Source organism: Nocardiopsis gilva YIM 90087 (assembly GCF_002263495.1).
In the GTDB taxonomy this organism is placed as follows: Bacteria; Actinomycetota; Actinomycetes; order Streptosporangiales; family Streptosporangiaceae; genus Nocardiopsis_C; species Nocardiopsis_C gilva.
Window position 1 is genome coordinate 2,588,845 of sequence record NZ_CP022753.1, and the last position, 21,723, is coordinate 2,610,567.

The following is a 21,723-nucleotide window of genomic DNA, read 5'->3' on the forward strand; positions in this document are numbered from 1 at the left end:
GGCCGCGCGTGGGCGGGAGGGCCCGATGAACGAGCAGGGGCCGGTCCAGATCCGCTGCCCGGTGCTGACCGTGCGCCGGGTGGACGCCTACTACGCGATCACCGTGGTGGCACCGGGCATCGCCGAGCGCTTCCGCGCCGGACAGTTCGTCTCGGTCGCCGTCGGCGGGGAGCAGTCCAGCACGCTGCTGCGCCGTCCGTTCGCCATCCACGACGTCAAGCCCGACTACGGCGGCACCGTGGAGTTCCTGTTCTCGGTGCGCGGCCAGGGCACGGCGTGGCTGTCCGAGCGGCGCTCGCGCGACCTGCTCGACATCGTCGGGCCGCTGGGGCGCCCCTTCCCGCTGCCGCGCGACCCGGTCAACTGCGTGCTGGCCGGGGGCGGCTCCGGCGCGGCCCCGCTGTTCCCGCTGGCGCTCTCCCTGCGCCGCCGGGGGTGCCGGGTGGACTTCGTGCTCGGCGCGGCCTCGGCCGACCGGGTGTTCAGCGCCATCACCGCCCGCCGGGTCGCCGAGACCGCGACCTTCACCACCGACGACGGCTCCTTCGGTGTGCACGGCGCGGTCACCGACGCCCTCGGGCGGGTGATCGAGGACGCGCGGTCCGATGTCGTCTACTCCTGCGGCCCGATGCCGATGCTGCGCGAGGTCACCGCCGTGGCCTCGGCCCACGGCATCCCGGTGCAGGTCGCCGTGGAGGAGACGATGGCGTGCGGGACCGGGCTGTGCATGACCTGCGTGATCCCGGTCGTGGGGGAGGACGGCATCACCCGGATGGTGCGCACCTGCATGGACGGGCCGGTGTTCCGCGGCGAGCGCGTGCGCTTCGACGACGTGGGCACGATCCCGTTCGACGCGCTGGGCGCGCCGGGCTGGAAGGCCCACCACGACAGCGACGTCACCGATCGGGAAGCCGGGTGAGCGGCCGCGGCCCCGGCGGCGGGACGTCCGCACGCCCCTCCCGCCCTCTCCCAGGCGGGGGCGGCACCGCACCCCCGCACCCCCTCAGGACACGAAAGGCGCCCCGGGGATGAGCCCTGACCTGCGGACCCGGCTGAGCAACGTGGAGCTGGAGAACCCCGTCATGACGGCGGCCGGCTGCGCGGGCAGCGGGCGGGAACTGGCGCAGTACTTCGACATCGCGCGGATCGGCGCGGTGACGACCAAGTCGGTGATGCTGGAGCCGCGCGCGGGCCGCCCGGCGCCGCGCGTCGCCGAGACGCCCAGCGGCATGCTGAGCGCCACCGGGCTGCAGGGGCCCGGAGTCGACGTGCTGCTCCAGCGCGACCTGCCGTGGCTGATCTCGCGCGGCGGGCGGGCCGTGGTCTCCGTCGCCGGGGGCAGTGCCGGCGAGTACGGGGAGCTGGCGCGGCGGATCTCCGACGCGCCGGGGGTCGATGTGATCGAGATCAACCTGTCGTGCCCGAACCCGGCGGGACAGGGGCGGCATTTCGCCGACGACCCCGAGGAGGCGGCGCGGGTGGTGAGCGCGGTGCGCTCGCACACGCGCTCCGACGTCCCGGTCTTCGCCAAGCTCGCACCGGACGTGCCCGACCTGGTCGGGTTGGCCACAGCGTGCGTCGAGGCGCGCGGCGACGGCCTGTCGATGGTCAATTCGGTACGCGGGATGACCATCGACCCGCGTACCCTGCGCCCGGCGGTCGCCGGGGGGATGGGCGGGTTGTCCGGTCCGGCCATCCGCCCGATCGCCGTGGGCTGCGTCTACGAGGTGCACGCCGCGCTGCCGCACGTGCCGATCATCGGCATGGGCGGGGTGCGCACCGGCGCCGACGTACTGGAGTTCCTGGCGGCCGGGGCCTCGGCGGTGGCCGTGGGGACGATCAACTTCGCCGACCCCTCGGCGTGTGTGCGTATCCTGCGCGAACTGGAGGAGACGCTGGACGACCGGGGGGTGACGCGGATCGCCGACCTTATAGGGACCGCGCACCGACCGATGGGGGCTGCTCTGGGAAACACGTCCGCAACGCTCTGAAACGGCCCCTGCGGCCTCACGGGACCGAACCAGGCTCGGTGGGTCATCCCACCAGGTTCGGGCGGCTAGCGCCGTCTGGGCGCCGTACAAGCATCATCGCTGTCGCACGCATGAACCCGGCAAACCGGGGAATCGCAGGTGGCAGTGTGTCAGTGACAGTGCCTGTGCCTGTGTCTGTCCATACCGACGGCGGAGCCGCTGCCCCCGCAGTGTTCGCTGTTCGCTGTTCCGCTCCGCCTACAACCCGCACATCCGCATTCGCTCGCACTGCGACACGTAAGGAGAACGATCGTGGCCGCGCCAATCGCCGTCGCCATCGACGCACCCGAGATCGAGACAGCAGCCCGGTGGGCGTCGGCGGTGGCGCCGCACGTCAGCACGGTCAAGGTGGGGCTGGAGCTGTACCTGCGCTATGGCCCCGAGGTGATCACCACCGTCCGCGGGGCCAACAAGGTCGACGTCTTCCTCGACCTGAAGCTGCACGACATCCCGGCCACCGTGGGCGGGGCGGCGCGCAACATGGCCCGCTTCAAGCCGTCGATCCTGACCGTGCACGCGGCCGGTGGCCGGGACATGGTCAAGGCGGCGGTGGAGGCGGCCCCGCAGACCCAGATCGCGGCGGTGACGGTCCTCACATCGCTGGACGAGAAGGCGTTGGACGAGATCGGGCTGCGCGGCCCGGCCTCCGAGGCCGCCCGGCGGCTCGCGGTACTGGCCGTGGAGTCGGGGGCGCGGGCGCTGGTCTGCTCGCCATGGGAGGTCGCCTCGCTGCGCGCAGAAGTGGGTCCCGACATCACGCTGATCACGCCGGGGGTGCGCCCGTCGGGCGCGGAGAGAGGCGACCAGGCCCGGGTGGCGACGCCGGAGGAGGCGATCGAGGCCGGAGCCGACCTGCTCGTCATCGGGCGGCCCATCACCCGCGCGGCCGATCCCGGTGCCGCGGCGGCGTCGATCGCGGCGGCGCTGCGCCGTGCGCAGTCGACCCCGTCGGCCTGAGGCGCCCCCACCGGGTGTCCGGGTTGGCTCGGGCGATCGAGGAGGTCGGTCCCGAAAGTGGCCGGATCCGGTCACGTTCGGCGACAAATCCGGCATGTCCGAAACGCGGTCGCTCGCGGAAGCTTGTGACCTGCGGCACTCGCTTTCGCGGGGCGGGAAACCGAAACGGTTATCTCTCGCGAGGGGGCGAAAAGCGGCAAGTTTCGCACCTGTGCGCAGTCGGATGGTCACAGAAGGTAGTTAGTTTGAGGAAAAGCCGCTTGAAAGGCCACTTTGCGTTGCCGAACAGGGTCGGAACCTACTAACTTGCGCAGGCGTCCGCCCTCTACAAACGAGAGAAAACCGAGGTGACCCGGCGTGGCCCTTCCTCCCCTCACACCCGAACAGCGCGCCGCGGCTCTGGAAAAAGCCGCAAAGGCCAGAAAAGAGCGCGCGGAAGTCAAGAGCAAGCTGAAGCACGGCGGCATCAGCCTCTCCGAGGTTCTCGCCGACGGCCAGACCGATGACGTCATCGGCAAGATGAAGGTCTCTGCTCTGCTCGAGTCGCTCCCCGGCGTCGGCAAGGTCCGCGCCAAGCAGATCATGGAGCGGCTCAACATCGCCGAGTCCCGTCGCGTCCGGGGGCTGGGCGCCAACCAGCGCTCGTCCCTGGAGAAGGAATTCGGCGAAAAGACCGAGTAGCGATCGGCGTGTGTGCGGTTCCCCACTGTCGGTGGGAATCGCGCGGAGGTCCGGTGCTCGGACGCGAGCCCGCGTGCCGGACCTGACGCTGTAGCGGTCGGCCGCCGACGGCGGTCGGCCTTCGTGAAGCGGACGCCCCTGTGCCGCGGTGCGGTGCCGGCGGAGGAGCCCTGGAGGATCCGGGGCAACTCCGTCAGCCGCGCCGCGGCACAGTGGTATAAAAGACCAATCATCCACAGTCCGCGCACCGGACCGCCGCCTCGCGTCGACGTCACGTCGATCCCGACCTGCGGCGCATCACGTCGCGGACGCATCCGCACGCCGTCGCGACCGTGCGGCGCCCGCCCGGCCCGCCACGCGCCAGCGACCCGCGACATCGAGAGTTTGATCTTCACGTGCCTACGGAATCCGCCATCGGCGCCGACCAGAGCGGCCCGGCGAAACGTCTCACCGTGCTGTCCGGCCCCTCCGGCGTGGGCAAGAGCACGGTCGTGCGGGAGATCCGGGAGCGGCACCCCGAAGTGTGGCTGTCGGTCTCGGTGACCACGCGTCCGCCGCGGCCGCGGGAGACCGACGGTGTCGAGTACCACTTCGTCACCGACGCCGAGTTCGACCGGATGATCGCCGAGGGCGGCCTGCTGGAGTGGGCCGAGTTCGCGGGCAACCGCTACGGCACCCCCCGCGCCCCGGTCGAGGAGCGTCTGCGCGCCGGAGTGCCGGTACTGCTGGAGATCGACCTGCAGGGCGCCCGCCAGGTGCGCGAGAACATGCCCGGGGCGTTCCACGTCTTCCTGGCCCCGCCGTCCTGGGAGGAGCTGGTGCGCCGGCTGACCGGCCGGGGCACCGAGTCAGCGGAGGTGGTCCAGCGCCGACTGGACACCGCTCGCGTCGAACTCGCGGCGGAGAAGGAGTTCGACCGCACCCTCACCAACACGTCCGTCGAGGATGTACGCGATGAACTGCTAGCGTTGATCCTCGCACCGCAGATGTGATAACCGGCGCACCCGCGTCGACTAGTCTGCAATCGAACACCAACCCGCAGGTCCCGTATGGGGCCGCCGACTGTCCAGAGGGGACCCACGTGGCTGGCACCGAGGCCGTCGCCGAAGGCATCACCAACCCGCCCATCGACGAGCTCCTGGAGTGCGTCGACAGCAAGTACAGCCTGGTCACCATGGCGTCCAAGCGCGCCCGCCAGATCAACGCCTACTACGCCCAGCTGGGCGAGGGCCTGCTGGAGTACGTCGGCCCGCTGGTCGAGACCCAGGTCCAGGAGAAGGCCCTGTCCATCGCGCTGCGCGAGGTCAAGGCCGGGCTGCTCACCGCTGAGCCCTACGAGGGTTCCTAAGGGGCGGCCCGCCGCCGCGCGGGCCCGCCTGGCTAGAGTCCTGCCGTGACTACCGAAAACTCACCTGAGGTCGTCCTGGGGGTCGGCGCCGGAATCGCCGCCTACAAGGTGTGCGAGCTGCTGCGCCTGTTCACCGAGTCCGGGCACAGCGTCCAGGTCGTCCCGACCGCCGACGCGCTGCGGTTCGTCGGAGAGCCCACCTGGGCGGCGCTGTCCGGCCGACCCGTCGCCACCGGTGTCTGGGACGCGGTGCACGAGGTGCCGCACGTCCGCATCGGGCAGCGCGCCGACCTCGTGTTCGTCGCCCCGGCCACCGCCGACCTGCTGGCCAAGGCCGCCCACGGCCTCGCCGACGACCTCCTGACCAACACGCTACTCACCGCGCGATGTCCGGTGGTGTTCGCCCCGGCGATGCACACCGAGATGTGGGAGCACCCGGCGACCCAGGCCAACGTCGCGACGCTTCGCGCGCGCGGCGCCATCGTGCTCGATCCCGCGGTGGGGCGGCTCACCGGGGCCGACACCGGCCGGGGGCGGCTGCCGGACCCCGCGGACCTGTTCGCCGCCGGACGGCGGGTCCTGGCACGCGGCGGCCTCGAAGCCGACCTCGCCGGGCGGCGCGTCCTCATCACGGCCGGCGGCACGCGCGAGGACATCGACCCGGTCCGCTACCTCGGCAACCGCTCGTCGGGCCGCCAGGGCTACGCCCTGGCGGCCACCGCGGTGGCCCGGGGCGCCGACGTGACACTTCTCTCGGCCAACGTCACCCTGCCCGACCCGGCGGGGGCGGACGTACGCCGGGTGCGCTCCGCCGTGGAGCTGCAGGAGGCCGTGCTGGCCGAGAGCGACAAGGCCGACGTCGTGGTGATGGCCGCCGCCGTCGCCGACTTCCGGCCCGCCGAGCGCGCCCCCGGCAAGATCAAGAAGCAGGCCGGCTCCGGCCCCGCCCCGATCGAGCTGGTGGAGAACCCCGACATCCTCGCCGGGCTCACCCGCGACCGCGCCCATCCCGGGCAGCTCATCGTCGGCTTCGCCGCCGAAACCGACCGCGTGCTGGAGCACGGACGCCAGAAGCTCGCCCGCAAGGGCTGTGACCTCCTCGTCGTTAACCAGGTGGGTGGCGGCAAGGCGTTCGGGACCGCGGACAACCAGGCCGTCGTGCTGGGCGCGGACGGCTCGGCCACCGAGATCCCGCACGGTCCCAAGGAGGCCCTGGCCGACCGTGTCTGGGATCTCGTCGCCGACCGTCTGACCCCCCGCCCTCGCGGGGATACCCAGCGGTAGTGTTGCGTGGGCAGCAACCTCGTTTCGCTGTGCGGCACGGAAAATCCCAGATCAAACCCGGTATGCCGGTAAGTCTGGATTTTCCGGTGCCCTGTGCGTCACACTGCGGTCAGAGACGTTGGACGTGGCGTTCCGCAAGTCGTGCCTCGGCACGGGCCGTCCTTGGGGCGGCCGACGCGGCTCGCCCACATCCCTCGCTCGCACCACGGTGGTGGAAGCCCCACTACAGTGAAGCCAATAAACCAAGCGATTCGGTCGGTTATCACCGGGGACCCCCACCGCCTCGGCGAATGCCGTGCCGATCCGACAACTGTCAGCCAGCAGCCGCTGCAAGGAGTCACTTAACGTGTCCCGTCGTCTTTTCACCTCCGAGTCGGTCACCGAAGGCCACCCCGACAAGATGGCCGACCAGATCAGTGACGCGATCCTCGACGCGATGCTCGTCGACGACCCCAGGAGCCGGGTCGCCGTCGAGACGCTGATCACCACCGGACAGGTGCACATCGCCGGTGAGGTCACCACCAAGACCTACGTCGACATCCCCGAGATCGTCCGCAAGAAGATCCTCGACATCGGCTACGACTCCTCCGCGAAGGGCTTCGACGGGGCCTCCTGCGGCGTCAGCGTCTCCATCGACGCTCAGTCGCCGGACATCGCGCAGGGCGTCGACACCGCCTACGAAGCCCGCGTGGAGAACGAGGACGACGCGCTCGACCGTCAGGGCGCGGGCGACCAGGGTCTGATGTTCGGCTACGCCAACCGTGAGACCCCCGAGCTGATGCCGCTGCCGATCAAGTTGGCGCACGCGCTCTCCCAGCGCCTCTCGGCGGTTCGCCACGACGGCACCGTCCCCTACCTCCGCCCCGACGGCAAGACGCAGGTCACGGTCGAGTACGACGGCCAGACCCCGGTCCGCCTGGACACCGTCGTCGTCTCCAGTCAGCACGCCCCCGACATCGACCTGGGTGAGCTGCTCACCCCGGACATCAAGGAGCACGTCATCGCTCCGGTCGTCGCTGACTACGGTCTGGAGGCCGACGACTACCGTCTGCTCGTCAACCCGACCGGCCGCTTCGAGATCGGCGGCCCGATGGGCGACGCCGGCCTGACCGGCCGCAAGATCATCGTCGACACCTACGGCGGCTACGCCCGCCACGGCGGCGGCGCCTTCTCCGGCAAGGACCCGTCCAAGGTCGACCGCTCCGCCGCCTACGCCACCCGCTGGGTCGCCAAGAACATCGTCGCGGCCGGCCTCGCCGACCGCGCCGAGGTCCAGGTCGCCTACGCGATCGGCAAGGCCCACCCGGTCGGCGTGTTCATCGAGACCTTCGGCACCGAGCAGGTCGCCCCGGACGTCATCGAGAAGGCCGTCCAGGAGGTCTTCGACCTCCGCCCCGCCGCCATCGTCCGCGACCTCAACCTGCTCCGCCCGATCTACTCCAACACCGCGGCCTACGGCCACTTCGGCCGGGAGATCCCCGAGTTCACGTGGGAGCAGCCCACCCGCGCCGAGGCCCTCAAGTCCGCCGTGGGCGCCTAACAGCCGCTCGATCGTCGGCGCAACGACACACGACTGAGGCCCGCCTCCCTTTCGAGGGAGGCGGGCCTCAGCCATTTCCGGACGTGCCCAAAACTAGGGACTAAAGCACAGGTAGACGGATTCTCGTTGATTCTTTGGAAACTGTCGGTCACCTTCAGTAGTGTTCCGCTATTCCTCGGTTAGGGAGCCCCGTCCCGTTAGTGCGGCGGTGAATCGCCTCCCGGAGCAATGTCGTACCCGCCCGCTAGAGTGCTGGCCTGGACTGAGAGGGGGTGTTCCCCCGCTATGCTGACCGGCTACCGGTACCGTCTCACGCTCACCCCAGAGCAGGACGAGCAGTGCCGAACCTACGGTGATATCTGCCGCGCGGTGTGGAACACCGCCCTCGACCAGCGTAGGCAGGCGGTGAAGCGTTGGGAGCGCGGACAGTCCAACCCGTTCCCCGGATACGCCTACCAGTGCGGACAGCTCAAGGAAGCCACGACCGAAGAGGAGTGGCTCAAGACCGTCCCGGCCCAGACTCTTCAACAGACGCTGAAAGACCTGGACGCCGCGTGCGCGAGGCATGGCACATTCAAGGTCCACTGGCGGACCAAGCACCGTTGGAAGCCGTCCTTCCGGTTCCCTGACGGCAAGAACATCCAGATGGAACGCCTTGGACGCAGGTGGGGGCGCCTCAAGCTGCCGAAGCTGGGCTGGGTGCGGTTCCGCTGGTCGCGCGCCCCTAGGGGCGCTGTCCGCTCCGCCACAGTCCGGTGTGAGAGCGGTCACTGGATCGTGTCCCTGCTGTGCGAGGACGGGACCGCCGCCCCCGAGGTGCACGCGGCGCCGACGACGTCGGTCGGCATCGACCGGGGCGTGACCGTGGCGGTTGCCACCAGCGACGGCGACCTGTTCGACCGGCAGTTCCAGACCTCGAAGGAAGCGGAGCGGGAACGTCGGCTGCGGCAGCGGTTGTCCCGGCAGCGCATGGGCAGCGCGAGCCGTGCCAGGACCCGGGCGCAGCTGTCCCGGCTCACCGGGAGGGTGCGCGACCGGCGCGCGGACTTCCAAGCCCAGACGGCGAAACCGCTGTGCGCCAAGAATGCGGTCGTGGTGCTGGAAGCGCTGAACACCTCCGGGATGGTCCGCTCCGTGAAGGGAACCGTCAGCGCTCCCGGGCGCGGCGTGCGTGCTAAGGCCGGTTTGAATCGGACCATCCTCGCAAAGGGGTGGCACGCCTTTGAGGTGGCGTTGGCCAACGCCGCACGCCGGACCGGAACAACGATCGTCGAAGTCGATCCCGCCTACACGTCGCAGACCTGCCATGGATGCGGGCACGTCGAACCGGGAAACCGTGAGAGCCAAGCGGTGTTCCGGTGCAAGTCGTGCGGGCACACGGAGAACGCTGATGTGAACGCGGCGAAGAACGTCAACGCGGCAGGGCTTGCCGTGTCAGCCTGTGGAGACCTCGCCGTCGGGCGGTCTGTGAAGCAGGAACCGCCATCCCGACTCGCGCCTGGGTCGGGATGGAATCCCGGTCCCTTGAAAGCCGGGAGGACGTCAAAATGACTACATCGTGTCCAAGCTCAGCTCAGCGGCATAGAAGACCTGGGAGGCCCTGATGGCGACCGGAACCTACGAGTGGCAGACGGACTTCGCCCGCAAGCACATCGCCGAGGGCAAGATCGAAGGCAAGGCCGAGGGCGAGGCCGAGGCGATCATCGTCTTTCTCGAGGCCCGTGGACTCAAGGTCAACGCTGAACAGCAGAAGCGTATTCGGGAGTGCGCCGATCTTGATGTGCTCAGCCAGTGGGTTCGGCGAGCGGCCACGGTCCGCAAGGTCGAGGAGCTCTTCGACTGAGTCGTCGCGCATTCGGTCGGCCATGATGGTGCCCTGACACGCGTGGGCCTGGCTCCCTTAGGGAGTCAGGCCCTGGGCTTTTCCGGGCGCGGACAGGATCAGGCGGAGATCGTCGGGTGCCGGTCGGGGATCTTGGACAGGGTCCACTTCTGGAGGGCTTCGAAGGGGCCGTGGTCGAAGCGGCGGAGCCAGAGGGTGGAGCCGGTCATCAGGATGAGGGAGATCGCCGCCCACAGGCCGATGACCCACCAGGGGCCGGATCCGGAGAGTTTGGCGGCCAGGCCCAGGCCGATGCCGTAGCAGGCCAGCATCGCGAGCAGGTTCTGCAGGACGTAGCCACTGAGCGAGGTCCGTCCGAGTGACGACAGCCCGGTGACCACGGGGCCGGTTCCGCGCACGTGGTCGAGGAGCCAGCCGATGAGGCCGAGGAGGCCGACGCCCACGACGGGGGCCGCCAGGTAGCGGTCGATCAGGAAGAACTCGGGGCCGCTCAGGGCGGTGACGACGTTGAACGGCACCCCGATGCCCAGGCCCCAGGCCATGAGCCGGACGCGGAGGCGCCTCCCGGTCGCGTCGTCGCCGAACGCCCCGGCGCGGAAGAGCCGCACGCCGAGCAGGAAGAGGAACACCATCATCGTGAAGGTGATGACCGGCTCCAGGCGCAGGACCCCGAAGAAGTTGTCCAGCCGCCACGACACCTGCTCCAGGTAGCTGCCCTCGGCGAAGAGGCGGACCGCGTCCGGATCGACGGACGGGGCCTCGGCCGATCCGGTGTCGGGGCCGTCGAACGCGCTGGTCGCGTAGACCAGCGCTGCGGTCGCCAGCGACATGGCCAGCACGTGCACAACGGCGCCCGTCCACAGGGCGATACTCCGGGCGCGTTCGGAGCGGGACAGGAGCCAGGCCACCACCAGGGACGTGACCGCGTAGCCCATGAGCACGTCGTAGGCGAAGACCAGCGTGAAGTGGACCAGCCCTTCGGCGAAGAGGAACAGCGCCCGCCACTTGTAGGTGCCCGGCCAGCGGGATCCTCGTTTGGCGGCCGAGCGGAACTGGATGGCCAGCCCGACGCCGAACAGGACCGTCAGCATGGTCAGGAACTTGCCGTTGGCGAGCCAGCGGAACACTCCGGAGACCACCGTGCCCGGCGACGGGTCGCTGAGCGCGTCACCGAGCGTCCCGAACTCACCGCCCCCGCTGAGAAGGGCGGCCTCGGAGCCCAGCGACGCGAAGATCCACACGTTGGTTCCGAGCGTGCCGATGATCGCCGCGCCGCGCAGGACATCCAGGAGCGGCAAGCGTGTGCCCGGCGGTGCGGGAGATGCTTCCGCGGTCTGTGTCCGGGTCGATTCCATGATGTGCGCCCATCCCCCTCGTCGATCGAACCGTCTGCTGCGCCCATTGGCGCTGATACCGGTCTCAGGGTGGTGGGCAACCCGGGTTCGGGGCGTCCTGCGCGGAGCCGAGATCATGTGCTGCTTTCGATGTACTCGCATGCACGTCGGGATCCCGGACACCGCTCCGGGGCCGCTCCCCGGGCGCTGAGCGCACAGAAAAGGGCGCCCCCGTGACCACGGGAGCGCCCGACCTGTTCGGCACGAGCCCTTTTCGGGCGGCTCAGATCCGGACGGTGGTGCTGCGTACGATCTCGAAGACCGGGTGCGCTTGTGCCTCGTCGGCGAACCATTCGAGGGGGGAGTCGGGTGCCGCCTTGAAGTACGGGCCGACAATGGCCACGCGGGGGTGCTGCAGGTACTCCCGGAGCACCGGAGCCGCACGCTCCGGGTCGACGTCGACGACGCTGATCAGTTCGATCCAGCCGCCGTGGCGCAGGGTGGCGTATCCGTCCTTGCGGATGTTGCGCACCCAGTCCACCTCTCCGTACGGAGCGACGAGGAACCGGCCCAGCTCGTTCTCCACCAGACTCACCGGCGTCGTCCGCAGGAAACCGGACGTGCGGCCGCGCGTCGTGAGCAGCTGCATGTCCGACGGGCTGACCCCGTACTTGATGAAGCCTCCGATGACGGCGTTGGCGGTGCGCCGCAGCTTCGTCATTCGGAAGTGACTCGTGTCGTTCCCCATCGACATCTCCCTAATTCGGCTCCCCACTATTGTGCTGGGTACGCCGAGCGCAGCGACCGCCGCCCGTCAGCGAAACGCCGAGATGCCGGTCACCGCTTGTCCCAGGCTGAGAGCGTGGATCTCCTCGGTCCCCTCGTAGGTGGCGACCGTTTCCAGGTTGAGCATGTGCCGCAGCACCGGGTACTCCAGGGTGATGCCGTTGGCCCCGTGGATCGAGCGCGCCGTGCTGGCCACGCGCTGGGCGGCCGCCACGCAGGCGAACTTCCCGAAGCTCACGTGGTTGCGGTGGCACCGGCCCTGGTCCTTGAGCCGCCCGATCTGCATCGCGGTGAGCCCGGCCTGGTTGACGTCGACGAGCATGTCGGCGAGCTTGCGCTGGGTGAGCTGGAAACCGCCGATGGGCCGACCGAACTGTTCGCGGGTCGTCGCGTACTCCAGCGCGGCCTCGTAGCAGGCGCGCGCCGCACCGGCGGCCCCCCACACGATGCCGTAGCGCGCCTCGTTCAGGCAGGAGAGGGGAGCCCCGAGCCCCGTCGATCCGGGCAGCAGCGCGTCGCCCGGCAGCCGCACACCGTCCAGTACCAGCTCCGAGGTGATCGAGGCGCGCAGCGACAGCTTCTTGTGGACGAGATTGGCGCTGAAGCCGGGCGTGTCGGTGGGCACGGCGAAACCGCGAATGCCCTCGTCGGTCGCGGCCCACACGATCGCGACGTCGGCGATCGAGCCGTTGGTGATCCACATCTTGGTGCCGTCCAGCACCCAGTCCGACCCGTCGCGGCGGGCGCGCGTGCGCATCGAGCCCGGGTCGCTGCCGGAGTCGGGCTCGGTCAGCCCGAAGCAGCCGATCGCCTCGCCCGCCGCCATGCGCGGCAGCCAGTGGTTCTTCTGCTCCTCCGAACCGAACTTGTGGATCGCGGTCATCGCCAGCGACCCCTGCACCGACACGAAGCTGCGCAGCCCCGAGTCGACCGCCTCCAGTTCCCGGCAGGCCAGCCCGTACTCGACGGCGCTCGCGCCCGCGCACCCGTAGCCCTCCAGGTGCATCCCGAACACCCCGAGGTCACCGAACGCCTTGGCCAACGAACGGGGGTCGGGGATGGTCCCGGCCTCGAACCAGTCGGCCACGTGCGGGCGCAGTTCCCGGGCCGCGAAGTCGCGGACGGTGTCGCGGATGTCGCGCTCCTCGTCGGACAGCGAGTCGTCCACCGCCAAGAAGTCGTGCGGGTCGGGCGGTGCGGCCTTGCGCTGCTCGCTCATCTGGGGACGTCCTTTCCGGTGTCGGTGTCGGTGTCGGTGTCGGTGGCAGTGCTGGTGTGCTGGTACGCGGCGCCGCGTTCGATCATGGCCTCGACGCGCTCCTCGGGCAGCCCCAGCTCGCGCAGGACCTCAGCGGAGTGCTGGCCGAGCAGCGGGGGCGGGAGGGCGGGCCCGTCGGTCGCGGCGGTCCCGGGCGCCGACTCCAGCCGGAAACCGGCGCGGATCTGCTCCATCGGCCCGGCCACCGGGTGCTCGACGCCCAGCACGGCGTCGTCCCCGGCCGCCTCGGCGCTGCGGATCGCGTCCAGCACCCCGCGCACCTTGCCGACCGGAACCCCGGCGGCCAGCAGCAGCTTCACCCACTCCTCCGAGGGGCGAACGCGCAGGGTCGCGCTGATCTCGCCGACCAGCTCCGCGCGGTGCGCGACCCGGTCGGGGTTGGTCGCGTAGCGGGGGTCGTCGGCCAGGTCGGGGCGGTTCAGCACGGCGCACAGCTTGCGGTACAGCGCGTCGTTCCCGGCGGCGATCACGATGTCGGCGTCGGCGGTGGGAAACGCCTGGTAGGGCACGATCGTGGAGTGGGCGTTGCCGTAGCGCGGCGGGTCCGCCCCGGTCACCAGGGCCTGCTGGGTGAGGTTGACCAGGCTGGACAGTGCCGCGTTGATGAGCGAGACGCTGATGTGCTCGCCGGCGCCGGTCGTGCGTGCGCGCAGCAGCGCGCCGAGGATCGCCACCGCCGCGTTCAGGCCGGTGAGCACGTCGGTCATGGCCACACCCACCTTGCTGGGCGGCCCATCGGGCTCGCCGGTGGCCGCCATCAGGCCGCTCTCCGCCTGCACGATGAGATCGAAGCCGGGACGCCCCTCCGGCTCGTGCTCGGGGCCGAAGCCGGTGATCGAGCAGTAGACGACGCCCGGGTTGCGGGCCGCGATGGTGGCGTAGTCCAGCCCGAGGCGCTCGATCACTCCGGGGCGGAAGTTCTGGATCACCACGTCGGCGCGGGCGCAGAGGTCCTGGACGGCGGCCAGCCCCTCCTCGTCCTTCAGATCGACGGCGAGGCTGCGCTTGCCCCGGTTGACCGAGAGGTAGTAGGCGGCCTCGCCGCCCGCCCAGGGCGGCCCCCAGGAGCGGGTATCGTCGCCGCGGCCGGGGTGTTCGACCTTGATGACCTCGGCTCCCATGTCGGCCAGGAGCATCGTCGCGTACGGCCCGGCCAGGACCCGGGAGAGATCGGCGATCCTGACCCCGGCCAGTGGTTGGGCCGACGGGGCGGACTGTGGGTTGGGTGTGTCCACTGCTGGCTACATCCCTTCCTGCTGCGGCGCTGAAGCTCGGGACTCGCGGAGCTGGTGGTAGGTCTCCAGGCAGCGGCGCAGCGCCGTGGTCAGCGCGGCCCCGGACTGTCCGGCGTAGCGGCTCTGGACGCGTTCGGCGATCTCGGCGATGTCGTCGGTGACCGACAGGCCCTCGACCAGGGCGCGGAAGAACTCCTTGGCGAGGTCGGTGAGGAGCGTGGTGTCGGCGGCGACGATCCGGCCATCGGCGAGGTGCACGGCGAGGACGACACCGAGCCGCTCGTACTGGGAGTGGCTCGCCACAGTGTCGGGAAGGCGGGCGTAGCCCGATACGAGGACGATCTGCGGATCGTCGAGGAGGCGCTGCAGCCGATCGCGTTCGTGCACGGTGGAACTCCCTCCGGTGGGCAGGCGAAACTCCGGCGGTGCTGGAGTCTCTCGCCTGACAGGACGGCCGGGGCAGACCCGACGTCCACAGCGGGAGGGCAGTCGCCCTCAGTATCTCCGATGAGTGTGCCGCGTTGTCAACGCTCGCCACCGTCCGGGGGCGGGAGAGTGGCGGGAGAACGGCGCGGCATCGGTCGACGGCAAACGGGCCCGCAGGTGAGACGGCCGTCGCCGGGACGGAGACGGACATGGGGGTGGGGGCGGTTCGGGGGCATCCGGCCGTGCGCTATAGTGCCACCCAGGTCATGAGCGCCAGCGTCAAGCCCCGGCTTGCTGGCCGGCAACCCTCCTTCCGCGGTGGGGTGCCCCGGGTGAAGACCAGGTCGAGACACGACCGCATCCCGTAACCGTGTCAGGCAAGCGCGGACCCCACCAGGTTCGTACCACGGCAGCGCTGTAGGACGACGCGCTGTGTGGTGCTCCCGGGGGTCCCTGACGGCCCTTGGAGGAGCCACGATGACCGCTGTCGCCGCAACCCCGTCCACCCGCCCCACGGCCGCCCCCGCCCCGGCCTCTGGTGCGCGCACCACGCCCGCCGCCTCCCGCGCCACCGCGGTCGACACCTCGATCGTGGGCGCCGACGTCCGCATCCCGCTCGTCACCGGCGAACGCGTCACCTACGCGAACTTCGACTACGCCGCCAGTGCCCCGTGCCTGGCGGCGGTGCGCGAGGTGCTGGACGCGTCCCTGCCCTACTACGCCAGCGTGCACCGGGGCGCGGGATTCCACTCCCAGGTCAGCACCAACGCCTACGAGCAGGCGCGCCGCTCGGTGGCCCGGTTCGTCGGCGCGCGCCACAACGACGCCGTGGTGTTCGTCCGCGGCACCACCGACGCGCTGAACCTGCTGGCGCGCTCGGTCCCGAAGGACTGCACCGTCGTCGTCTTCGCCGCCGAGCACCACGCGAGCCTGCTGCCCTGGCAGCACCGGGGGAGCAGGGCGGGCAAGGTCATCCGCCTCCCACTGCCGCAGAGCCCCGACGCGGCGGTCGAGGCGGCACGCGAGGCACTGCGCTCCGCGCCCGAGGGGCCGCGTCTGCTCTGCGTGACCGGTGCCTCCAACGTCACCGGCGAGATCTGGCCGATCGAGCGGCTGACCGCCGTCGCGCACAGTGCCGGGGCGCGCATCGTGGTCGACGCCGCCCAGCTCATCCCGCACCAGTCGTTCGGCCTCTCGGCGACGGGCGCCGACTACGTCGCCTTCTCCGGGCACAAGCTCTACGCCCCGTTCGGCGCGGGTGTTCTGGCGGGGCGCACCGACTGGCTGCAGGCCGCCACCCCCTACCTGGCGGGCGGCGGCGCCACCGGCAATGTCACCGAGGACGATGTGCGGTGGAACGACCTCCCCGCGCGCCACGAGGCGGGCAGCCCCAACGTGCTGGGCGCGGTGACGCTCGCCGCGGCCTGCGACACCCTGACGGAGGCCGGGCAGGACGAGCTGCACGCGCGTGAGCAGGCGCTGCTCGATCGGCTGCGGACCGGCCTGGCGGCGATCCCCGGTGTGCGGGACCTGGCCCTGTGGGACACCGACCACCCGCGCGTCGGCATCGTGTCCTTCGTGATCGACGGGCTGGCCAGCGACCTGGTGGCGGCGGCCCTGTCGGCCGAGTACGGCATCGGTGTGCGGGACGGGCTGTTCTGCGCCCACCTGCTCACCCGGCACCTGCTGCCGGAGGAGCACGAGCAGGCGGTGCGCGCGAGCATCGGCCTGGGCACCACCGAGGAGCACGTCGACCGGCTGATCGGAGCCGTCGCGCGCCTCGCCGCCCACGGTCCGCGCTGGGAGTACCGCGACGACAACGGCCGTATCGCCCCGCTGCCCGACCCGCGCCCGCTGCGGTGAAACCCGCCGAGTGTCCTTGGTCCAGGGCAGAACGAGGACGCCCATGGTGGACTTTCGACGGGTGAATGAGATAGCTCACACGAGGTAACATCGGGCGCTAACGAAAGGGCGACGGAGCCCGGGGGACCCAAGGACACGATCCGCGATCTCCGTTCCGCGCGCCCAGGCACCGGCCGAAGGTTCGGAGAGCGCGATCGTGACTGACGAGCGGCGGGCACTGCACATCGTCGAGGGGCCACCGGAAATCGATGTGCCTCCGCCGCGCGTCATCCACATTGACGAACACCGGCTGCGCCGTGGGGAACGTGGAGGAGCGGAGGCGGCGGAACCCGCGAAACCCGGAGCGCCCGCGGCATCGCCCGTGCCGTCCGAGCCGCCCGAGGTCACCCGGGCCAAACGCGCCTTCCTGCGGCGCGCCGCCGGGTACCTCGCGGTCGACGCCGGAATCCGGCAGTTCGTCGACATCGGCTCCCGGGTCCCCCTCGACGAGGGCATCGGCCGCGCCGTGCACGGACACGCGCCGGACGCCCGGGTCGTCTACATCGAGACCGGATCCACGCTGCCGATGCGAGGGTGCGCGTCGGCCGGGGAAGAGACCGTCTCCGTCGCCTCGATGCACCGGCCGGACCCGGTCTCCCTCATCTCCCTCCTCGAACTGCGCGGGTTCGTCGACTTCGGCGAGCCCGTGGCGTTTTTCCTGGTGGACACCGACGCGCCGCAGTGCGGCGACGTGCCGACCTCCGACCTCGTCCGCGCCCTCCACGGCGCCATGTGCCCTGGGGGATGCGTAGCGATCGCACTGCCGCCCGGCCCGCCCGGGCACACGGACATCACCGTGGGAGGTGAGACAACCGACCACCACGCCCCCACCGACGATCCGCACCGCCGGCAACGCGCCGAGTCCGTCTTCAGCCCGTTCACGCTGCTGGATCCCGGCCTCGCCGACCTTGCCTGGTGGCCCTACCCGGACGAGGCCGTCGCGGCGCGGGGCACCGGCATCCGGGCGGGTGTCGGACGCCGGTAACGGCGGTAGGGGCGTGCCGAGGGGCGCCGGGACTCGAGCCGAGCCCGGCACGCCGCACCCGGCTCTCGCCGGATGCGGCCGACCAGGGGAGAGGGGGACACCATGACACTGAACTGGACCGGGGAGATCCTCGCCCAGCTCGAGTTCTACTGGGACACCTCACTGTGGCCGCGGCTGAGCGGGCTCGACGACGACGAGTACTTCTGGGAACCCGTAGACCACTGCTGGTCCGTGCGTCCACGCCCCGACGGCACATTCGTCGCCGACTGGGAGTGGCCGGAACCCGTGCCCCCGCCGGTGACCACGATCGCCTGGCGGCTCGGCCACATCGTCGTCGGCATCTTCGAGCTCCGCGTCGACCACCACTTCGGTCCGGGCACCATGACGATCCGCGACGCCCTCTGGCCGGCCACCGCCGAGGAGGCACTGGACCGTCTCCAGCGCGCCTACACCCGTTGGTGCGAGGGCGTCCACGCCCTCGACGCCGACGCCCTGGCCGCACCGGTCGGCATGGCAGAACCACCCCAGTGGGCGGACTTCCCCTTCGCCGCCCTCGCCCTGCACATCAACCGCGAAGTCATCCACCACGGCGCCGAGATCGCCCTGCTCCGCGACCTCTACCGCGCCCACCCGGCGCATCAGGCCGACGCGGTGTGAGGCGGGAAATCGGTCAGCCGCTCCAGCTGCGCTGGTAGGCGTCGACCAGCCAGGCGTCGGCCCATGCCGCGTCGGGGTGCTCTGGCAGGTGCGAGGTCGCAGTGAGCTTTTCCAGCTGGGCTTCCAGCTCGCCTGCCGCCTCCAGCGTCTCGTCCATCGAGTGCTCGCCGCGCCGCACCTCGCGCAGCCAGGTGGCCCACGGGTCCGGCATCGGCAGGGTGATCCGTCCGGTCTCCAGCATCTCCACGCCCTGAACACCGAGCCGCACCATGTGGTAGGCGAACTTGACGTCGAATCCGTGCACTTCGATGAGCTCGGGGCGGTTCGTGTGCCGACCGCCGCGCCGCCCGAGCATGCTGTCGCGCTGGGCGCGCAGGTAGCCGAGGAAGCGGTGCCCGGCCTGCCGGGAGAGAATGCGCCCGGAATTGGCCCGCAGCTCTCGCCCCAGCTCGGTGACCTCGACGATCTCCGACTCCGGGACAAACAGCGGAAGCAGCACCGTGGGGTTCCCGGACAGGGCGAGCCGGAGCCACTTGCGCAGCGAATAGACCGTCAGGTCCAGGTCGCCGGGGCCGGAGCGGACTCCCTCCGGTTGGCTGCGGTAGATGTACTGCTCGAACTCGCGCAGTCCGATCACGTACTCCGGCGGTTCGACACAGATGCCCATCTCGTCGCGGTCATCCTGGCTGGCGACCGTGATGCCGTGTACGCCGGATCCCACCTGGCAGCGGAGGATGGTCCCCCGCTCGGCGAGCGCTGCGAACTCGGGACTGGAGTGCTTCATGATGTTCCCGTTCACCTGACACAGGTCCATGGCGCGGCTGCCCACGCCGGGCACTCCCCGGAAAATGGGAAGTTTTCGAACTTATCGGCGGACTCGTGCGCGCGCGAACGTTTTTCCGCCATTCGGGGCAGGTGCGAGCGACCTCACACCACGTGCAGTGGGTCCACGCGGATCTGGGCGAGGTGATCGTCCTTGCGGGCGCTGCGTGCCGATGCGGCAGCCTTCAGCGCCGCTGTCAGGGTGAGGGTGGCGCTGCGGGGAACGCGGAGAAGGGCGCGTTCGACGCGTTCGCCCTCCGGGCGGTCGGCCTCGGGGCCGGTGGTAATGGGCACCGGGCCGAGGAGCTCGGCGGATTCCGGCAGGCTGATGCCGTTGAGGAGTTCGTGGACATGAGCGGCCTCGCCGGTCACCGACGCCATGGCGACCGCCGGCGGGAAACCCAGTTCCCGGCGTTCGGCGAGCTCGCGGGAGGCGAACCAGCCCGGATCCCAGCGGATGAGCGCCTGGGTGGCCGGGAGTCCCGCCTCCGCGAGCACCACCACCTGGCCGCCCGCGTCAGCCGGACGCACCAGGGCGGCGGCGTTGCACCAGCGCCGCAGCGCCTCCTCGCTGGCCCGCAGGTCGGCGCGGCCGAGGAGCGCCCATCCGTCGAGGAGCAGAGCGGCGGCGTAGCCTCCGGCGGCCACCGGCTCGGCGCCGGGGGTGGACACGATCAGGGCGGGGCGGTCGCCGACCTCGGTGAGGACTTCGTCGCGCCCCGACGTGCGAACCGTGAGAGAGGGGAACGCCCGGCCCAGCTCCTCGGCGGTGCGGCGGGCGCCCACGACGTTGGCCCGGATCCGGCCATGCCCGCACCCCGTGCACCTCCACTCGCCGCTGATCCGTCCGCACCAGCGGCAGTACGGCATGGCGTGCGCGCTGCGCAGCGCCAGCGGACCCTGGCAGGTGTCGCAGCGGGCCGGAGCCCGGCAGGACGCGCAGGCCAATGAGGTGACGTAGCCGCGCCGCGGCACCTGGATGAGCACCGGCCCACTCTGGGCGGCCTCGCGGGCGATGCGCAGGGCGAGACTGGGCAGTCGGGCCGAACGGGCCGCCTCGTCACGGGCCAGCTCGCTGTCGTCGCCCGCCGCACGCACGCGCGGGGCGCGGCGGCGCAGTGTCTCGCGGTCGGCGGTGAGCGGGTGCGCCCACCCCGACTCGATCAGCTGGGTGGCCTCGGTCGTGCGGGTGAACCCGCCGATGAGCGCGGCGGCTCCGGCGCGGTGTGCCCGTATCGACAGCACCGTGCGCGCGTGCGGGTAGGGGGCGTGCGGATCGCAGTGCACGTCGTCGCCGTCGTCCCAGAGGACCACCAGCCCGAGGTCGCGGACCGGCGCGAACATCGCGGCGCGTGTGCCCACCACAGCGCGGACCTCGCCGCGCAGCACCGACAGCCATCGTCGGTAGCGCTCGGCGGGGCCGAGGTCGGCCGTAAGGGCGGCGTGGCGACCGGCACCCAGACATTCGGTGAGCGCGGTGTCCACCAACGTGACATCGCGGCCATCGGGGACCACGATCACCGCTCCGCGCTGTGCCGCCAGGGCGGTTGCGGTCGCCACCGCGATCGCGTCGGCCCGCTGGGAACCGGGCAGCGCCGACCACACAGCACGCGGCGCGCCTCCGTCATGGACCGCCTCAAGGAAGGACGGCCCGGCGGGGTAGTCCGCCCACGGGCCGGGTTCCGGAGGGCGCGACGTCTCCGCGCTCTCCGCGGGCTCTGCGATCGAGTCTGGCGCGGCTTCCTCTTCCTCTCCCTCGGATTCGGCCTTCTTCGCGGCCTTCTCCTTCTCCACACGGGCGTGCCGGGGCGGGATGGCGAGGCGGAGCACATCGTTGAGCGTGCCCGCATAGCGGTCGGCGACCGCGCGAGCGAGGTCGGCGATCTCGGGTGTGAGGACCGCCTCGCTGGACACGACGTCGTGCAGGTAGGCCAGCCGTCCCTGGAACTCCGACTCCGCTGCCCGCTCCATCAGGAACCCCGCGAGGAGCTGGCCATTGAAGGGCACCCGGACCCTGCACCCCGGAACAGCCGCCTCCGCCATGGTGTCGGGCACCTGGTAGTCGAAGAGGCGGTCGAGGTGCGGCAGCGGGGTGTCGACGACGACACGGGCGACCGGCAGGTCTTCGGCGGGCCTGCGCTTCTTCGGCCGCTTCTGTTTCGTCGTCTCCTTCGACGCGGCCGTGACCCCAGCGCGGGGAACGTCGAAGAGAACCCCCTCGTCGGGGTCGGGCTGCGGATTCATCACCGTCAGGTGTACCAGAGGGCACCCACAGGAAGGGATCCGGCGAGTGGAGCTGTGGATGCCGAAGTCTGGGGGAGAGAAGCTGGTAGACAAGGATCCGAGCCACCGGCTGGCCAGTGGCTGAGGAACGAGATATCGGTAACGGGATCCTCCTCGTCAACTAGGGGGCCTCCAGCCCTACCGGCTGATGGCCTGCCGTTACCAGACCGAGCCAACGATCGAGTAGGAGGTGACCTCTGGTTGGCTACGTTCCGCGTAGGCGAGACGACCCACCCCGGGGTGCTTCCCCAGCTCCGGGCTCTGGAATCCGTGTCAGCAGACAACCCCGGGATCAGGGACGAAACGGGGCACGGACGCCGTAAGGCACCCG

The 21,723-nt window shown here is 70.8% G+C and carries 20 protein-coding genes and 1 riboswitch; of the genes, 13 read left to right on the top strand and 7 right to left on the bottom strand.

Annotated elements, in window-relative coordinates:
• The first annotated feature begins 25 nt into the window (after positions 1 to 25).
• The 10 genes from CDO52_RS11810 to CDO52_RS11855 all read left to right on the top strand — a co-directional run bounded on the left by CDO52_RS11810 (position 26) and on the right by CDO52_RS11855 (position 9,683).
• A complete protein-coding gene (locus tag CDO52_RS11810; protein WP_017617042.1) occupies positions 26 to 919 on the top strand; it encodes a dihydroorotate dehydrogenase electron transfer subunit in 894 nt (297 codons plus the stop codon).
• A 109-nt stretch (positions 920 to 1,028) separates the two neighbouring features.
• A complete protein-coding gene (locus CDO52_RS11815) occupies positions 1,029 to 1,991 on the top strand; it encodes a dihydroorotate dehydrogenase (RefSeq protein ID WP_017617041.1) in 963 nt (320 codons plus the stop codon).
• Between the two features lie 291 nt (positions 1,992 to 2,282).
• Entirely contained in the window at positions 2,283 to 2,987 is a 705-nt protein-coding gene (gene pyrF / locus CDO52_RS11820) for an orotidine-5'-phosphate decarboxylase (protein ID WP_017617040.1), read from the top strand.
• 357 nt (positions 2,988 to 3,344) lie between these two features.
• Complete coding sequence (mihF, locus tag CDO52_RS11825; protein WP_017617039.1) at positions 3,345 to 3,668, top strand: integration host factor, actinobacterial type; 324 nt, start codon at positions 3,345 to 3,347, stop codon at positions 3,666 to 3,668.
• 395 nt (positions 3,669 to 4,063) lie between these two features.
• Positions 4,064 to 4,660 carry a guanylate kinase gene (gmk, locus tag CDO52_RS11830; RefSeq protein ID WP_017617038.1) on the top strand — a complete coding sequence of 199 codons (597 nt, stop codon included), beginning with the start codon at positions 4,064 to 4,066 and terminating at the stop codon, positions 4,658 to 4,660.
• Between the two features lie 89 nt (positions 4,661 to 4,749).
• On the top strand, positions 4,750 to 5,016 hold the full coding sequence (gene rpoZ / locus CDO52_RS11835) for a DNA-directed RNA polymerase subunit omega (protein ID WP_017617037.1): 267 nt from the start codon (positions 4,750 to 4,752) through the stop codon (positions 5,014 to 5,016).
• 45 nt (positions 5,017 to 5,061) lie between these two features.
• Positions 5,062 to 6,300, top strand: a complete 1,239-nt coding sequence (gene coaBC, locus CDO52_RS11840) for a bifunctional phosphopantothenoylcysteine decarboxylase/phosphopantothenate--cysteine ligase CoaBC (protein ID WP_017617036.1) — start codon at positions 5,062 to 5,064, stop codon at positions 6,298 to 6,300.
• A gap of 346 nt (positions 6,301 to 6,646) precedes the next feature.
• Entirely contained in the window at positions 6,647 to 7,840 is a 1,194-nt protein-coding gene (gene metK / locus CDO52_RS11845) for a methionine adenosyltransferase (protein WP_094932381.1), read from the top strand.
• Between the two features lie 285 nt (positions 7,841 to 8,125).
• Entirely contained in the window at positions 8,126 to 9,391 is a 1,266-nt protein-coding gene (locus CDO52_RS11850; protein ID WP_017617033.1) for an RNA-guided endonuclease InsQ/TnpB family protein, read from the top strand.
• Positions 9,392 to 9,443: 52 nt separating this feature from the next.
• Positions 9,444 to 9,683 carry a hypothetical protein gene (locus CDO52_RS11855; RefSeq protein WP_017617032.1) on the top strand — a complete coding sequence of 80 codons (240 nt, stop codon included), beginning with the start codon at positions 9,444 to 9,446 and terminating at the stop codon, positions 9,681 to 9,683.
• A 98-nt stretch (positions 9,684 to 9,781) separates the two neighbouring features.
• Here CDO52_RS11855 and CDO52_RS11860 read toward each other — a convergent pair whose 3' ends face one another.
• The 5 genes from CDO52_RS11860 to CDO52_RS11880 all read right to left on the bottom strand — a co-directional run bounded on the left by CDO52_RS11860 (position 9,782) and on the right by CDO52_RS11880 (position 14,704).
• On the bottom strand, positions 9,782 to 11,038 hold the full coding sequence (locus tag CDO52_RS11860; RefSeq protein WP_026125465.1) for a DUF418 domain-containing protein: 1,257 nt from the start codon (positions 11,036 to 11,038) through the stop codon (positions 9,782 to 9,784).
• Positions 11,039 to 11,300: 262 nt separating this feature from the next.
• Positions 11,301 to 11,765, bottom strand: coding sequence for a nitroreductase/quinone reductase family protein (locus CDO52_RS11865; RefSeq protein WP_026125464.1), 465 nt, complete (start codon positions 11,763 to 11,765; stop codon positions 11,301 to 11,303).
• A 66-nt stretch (positions 11,766 to 11,831) separates the two neighbouring features.
• Positions 11,832 to 13,022 (bottom strand): acyl-CoA dehydrogenase family protein, encoded by a 1,191-nt coding sequence (locus tag CDO52_RS11870; RefSeq protein WP_017617029.1) that lies wholly within the window; start codon positions 13,020 to 13,022, stop codon positions 11,832 to 11,834.
• Positions 13,019 to 14,317: a CaiB/BaiF CoA transferase family protein gene (locus CDO52_RS11875; protein WP_017617028.1), complete on the bottom strand. Its 1,299-nt coding sequence runs from the start codon at positions 14,315 to 14,317 to the stop codon at positions 13,019 to 13,021. Before CDO52_RS11875 ends, CDO52_RS11870 begins: the two co-directional genes overlap by 4 nt.
• 6 nt (positions 14,318 to 14,323) lie before the next feature.
• Entirely contained in the window at positions 14,324 to 14,704 is a 381-nt protein-coding gene (locus CDO52_RS11880; protein WP_094932382.1) for a DUF3870 domain-containing protein, read from the bottom strand.
• A gap of 301 nt (positions 14,705 to 15,005) precedes the next feature.
• Positions 15,006 to 15,133: riboswitch (SAM riboswitch) on the top strand.
• Between the two features lie 87 nt (positions 15,134 to 15,220).
• Here CDO52_RS11880 and CDO52_RS11885 point away from each other — a divergent pair.
• The 3 genes from CDO52_RS11885 to CDO52_RS11895 all read left to right on the top strand — a co-directional run bounded on the left by CDO52_RS11885 (position 15,221) and on the right by CDO52_RS11895 (position 18,287).
• Entirely contained in the window at positions 15,221 to 16,606 is a 1,386-nt protein-coding gene (locus CDO52_RS11885; protein WP_017617026.1) for an aminotransferase class V-fold PLP-dependent enzyme, read from the top strand.
• A gap of 196 nt (positions 16,607 to 16,802) precedes the next feature.
• Positions 16,803 to 17,630: an SAM-dependent methyltransferase gene (locus CDO52_RS11890; protein ID WP_157745541.1), complete on the top strand. Its 828-nt coding sequence runs from the start codon at positions 16,803 to 16,805 to the stop codon at positions 17,628 to 17,630.
• A gap of 102 nt (positions 17,631 to 17,732) precedes the next feature.
• On the top strand, positions 17,733 to 18,287 hold the full coding sequence (locus tag CDO52_RS11895; protein WP_017617024.1) for a DinB family protein: 555 nt from the start codon (positions 17,733 to 17,735) through the stop codon (positions 18,285 to 18,287).
• Between the two features lie 13 nt (positions 18,288 to 18,300).
• Here the strand turns inward: CDO52_RS11895 and CDO52_RS11900 are convergent, their stop codons facing one another.
• Positions 18,301 to 19,071 carry a nucleotidyltransferase domain-containing protein gene (locus CDO52_RS11900; protein WP_026125463.1) on the bottom strand — a complete coding sequence of 257 codons (771 nt, stop codon included), beginning with the start codon at positions 19,069 to 19,071 and terminating at the stop codon, positions 18,301 to 18,303.
• Between the two features lie 143 nt (positions 19,072 to 19,214).
• Entirely contained in the window at positions 19,215 to 21,353 is a 2,139-nt protein-coding gene (locus CDO52_RS11905; protein ID WP_017617022.1) for a primosomal protein N', read from the bottom strand.
• Between the last annotated feature and the right edge of the window lie 370 nt (positions 21,354 to 21,723).

What these genes read in the sequence shown, in the direction of transcription:
- CDO52_RS11810 (WP_017617042.1), top strand. Translation starts at nt 26, where the DNA reads ATGAACGAGCAGGGGCCGGTCCAGATCCGCTGCCCGGTGCTGACCGTG.
- CDO52_RS11815 (WP_017617041.1), top strand. Translation starts at nt 1,029, where the DNA reads ATGAGCCCTGACCTGCGGACCCGGCTGAGCAACGTGGAGCTGGAGAAC.
- CDO52_RS11850 (WP_017617033.1), top strand. Translation starts at nt 8,126, where the DNA reads ATGCTGACCGGCTACCGGTACCGTCTCACGCTCACCCCAGAGCAGGAC.
- CDO52_RS11855 (WP_017617032.1), top strand. Translation starts at nt 9,444, where the DNA reads ATGGCGACCGGAACCTACGAGTGGCAGACGGACTTCGCCCGCAAGCAC.
- CDO52_RS11860 (WP_026125465.1), bottom strand. Translation starts at nt 11,038, where the DNA reads ATGGAATCGACCCGGACACAGACCGCGGAAGCATCTCCCGCACCGCCG.
- CDO52_RS11865 (WP_026125464.1), bottom strand. Translation starts at nt 11,765, where the DNA reads ATGGGGAACGACACGAGTCACTTCCGAATGACGAAGCTGCGGCGCACC.
- CDO52_RS11870 (WP_017617029.1), bottom strand. Translation starts at nt 13,022, where the DNA reads ATGAGCGAGCAGCGCAAGGCCGCACCGCCCGACCCGCACGACTTCTTG.
- CDO52_RS11885 (WP_017617026.1), top strand. Translation starts at nt 15,221, where the DNA reads ATGACCGCTGTCGCCGCAACCCCGTCCACCCGCCCCACGGCCGCCCCC.
- CDO52_RS11895 (WP_017617024.1), top strand. Translation starts at nt 17,733, where the DNA reads ATGACACTGAACTGGACCGGGGAGATCCTCGCCCAGCTCGAGTTCTAC.
- CDO52_RS11900 (WP_026125463.1), bottom strand. Translation starts at nt 19,071, where the DNA reads ATGAAGCACTCCAGTCCCGAGTTCGCAGCGCTCGCCGAGCGGGGGACC.
- CDO52_RS11905 (WP_017617022.1), bottom strand. Translation starts at nt 21,353, where the DNA reads ATGAATCCGCAGCCCGACCCCGACGAGGGGGTTCTCTTCGACGTTCCC.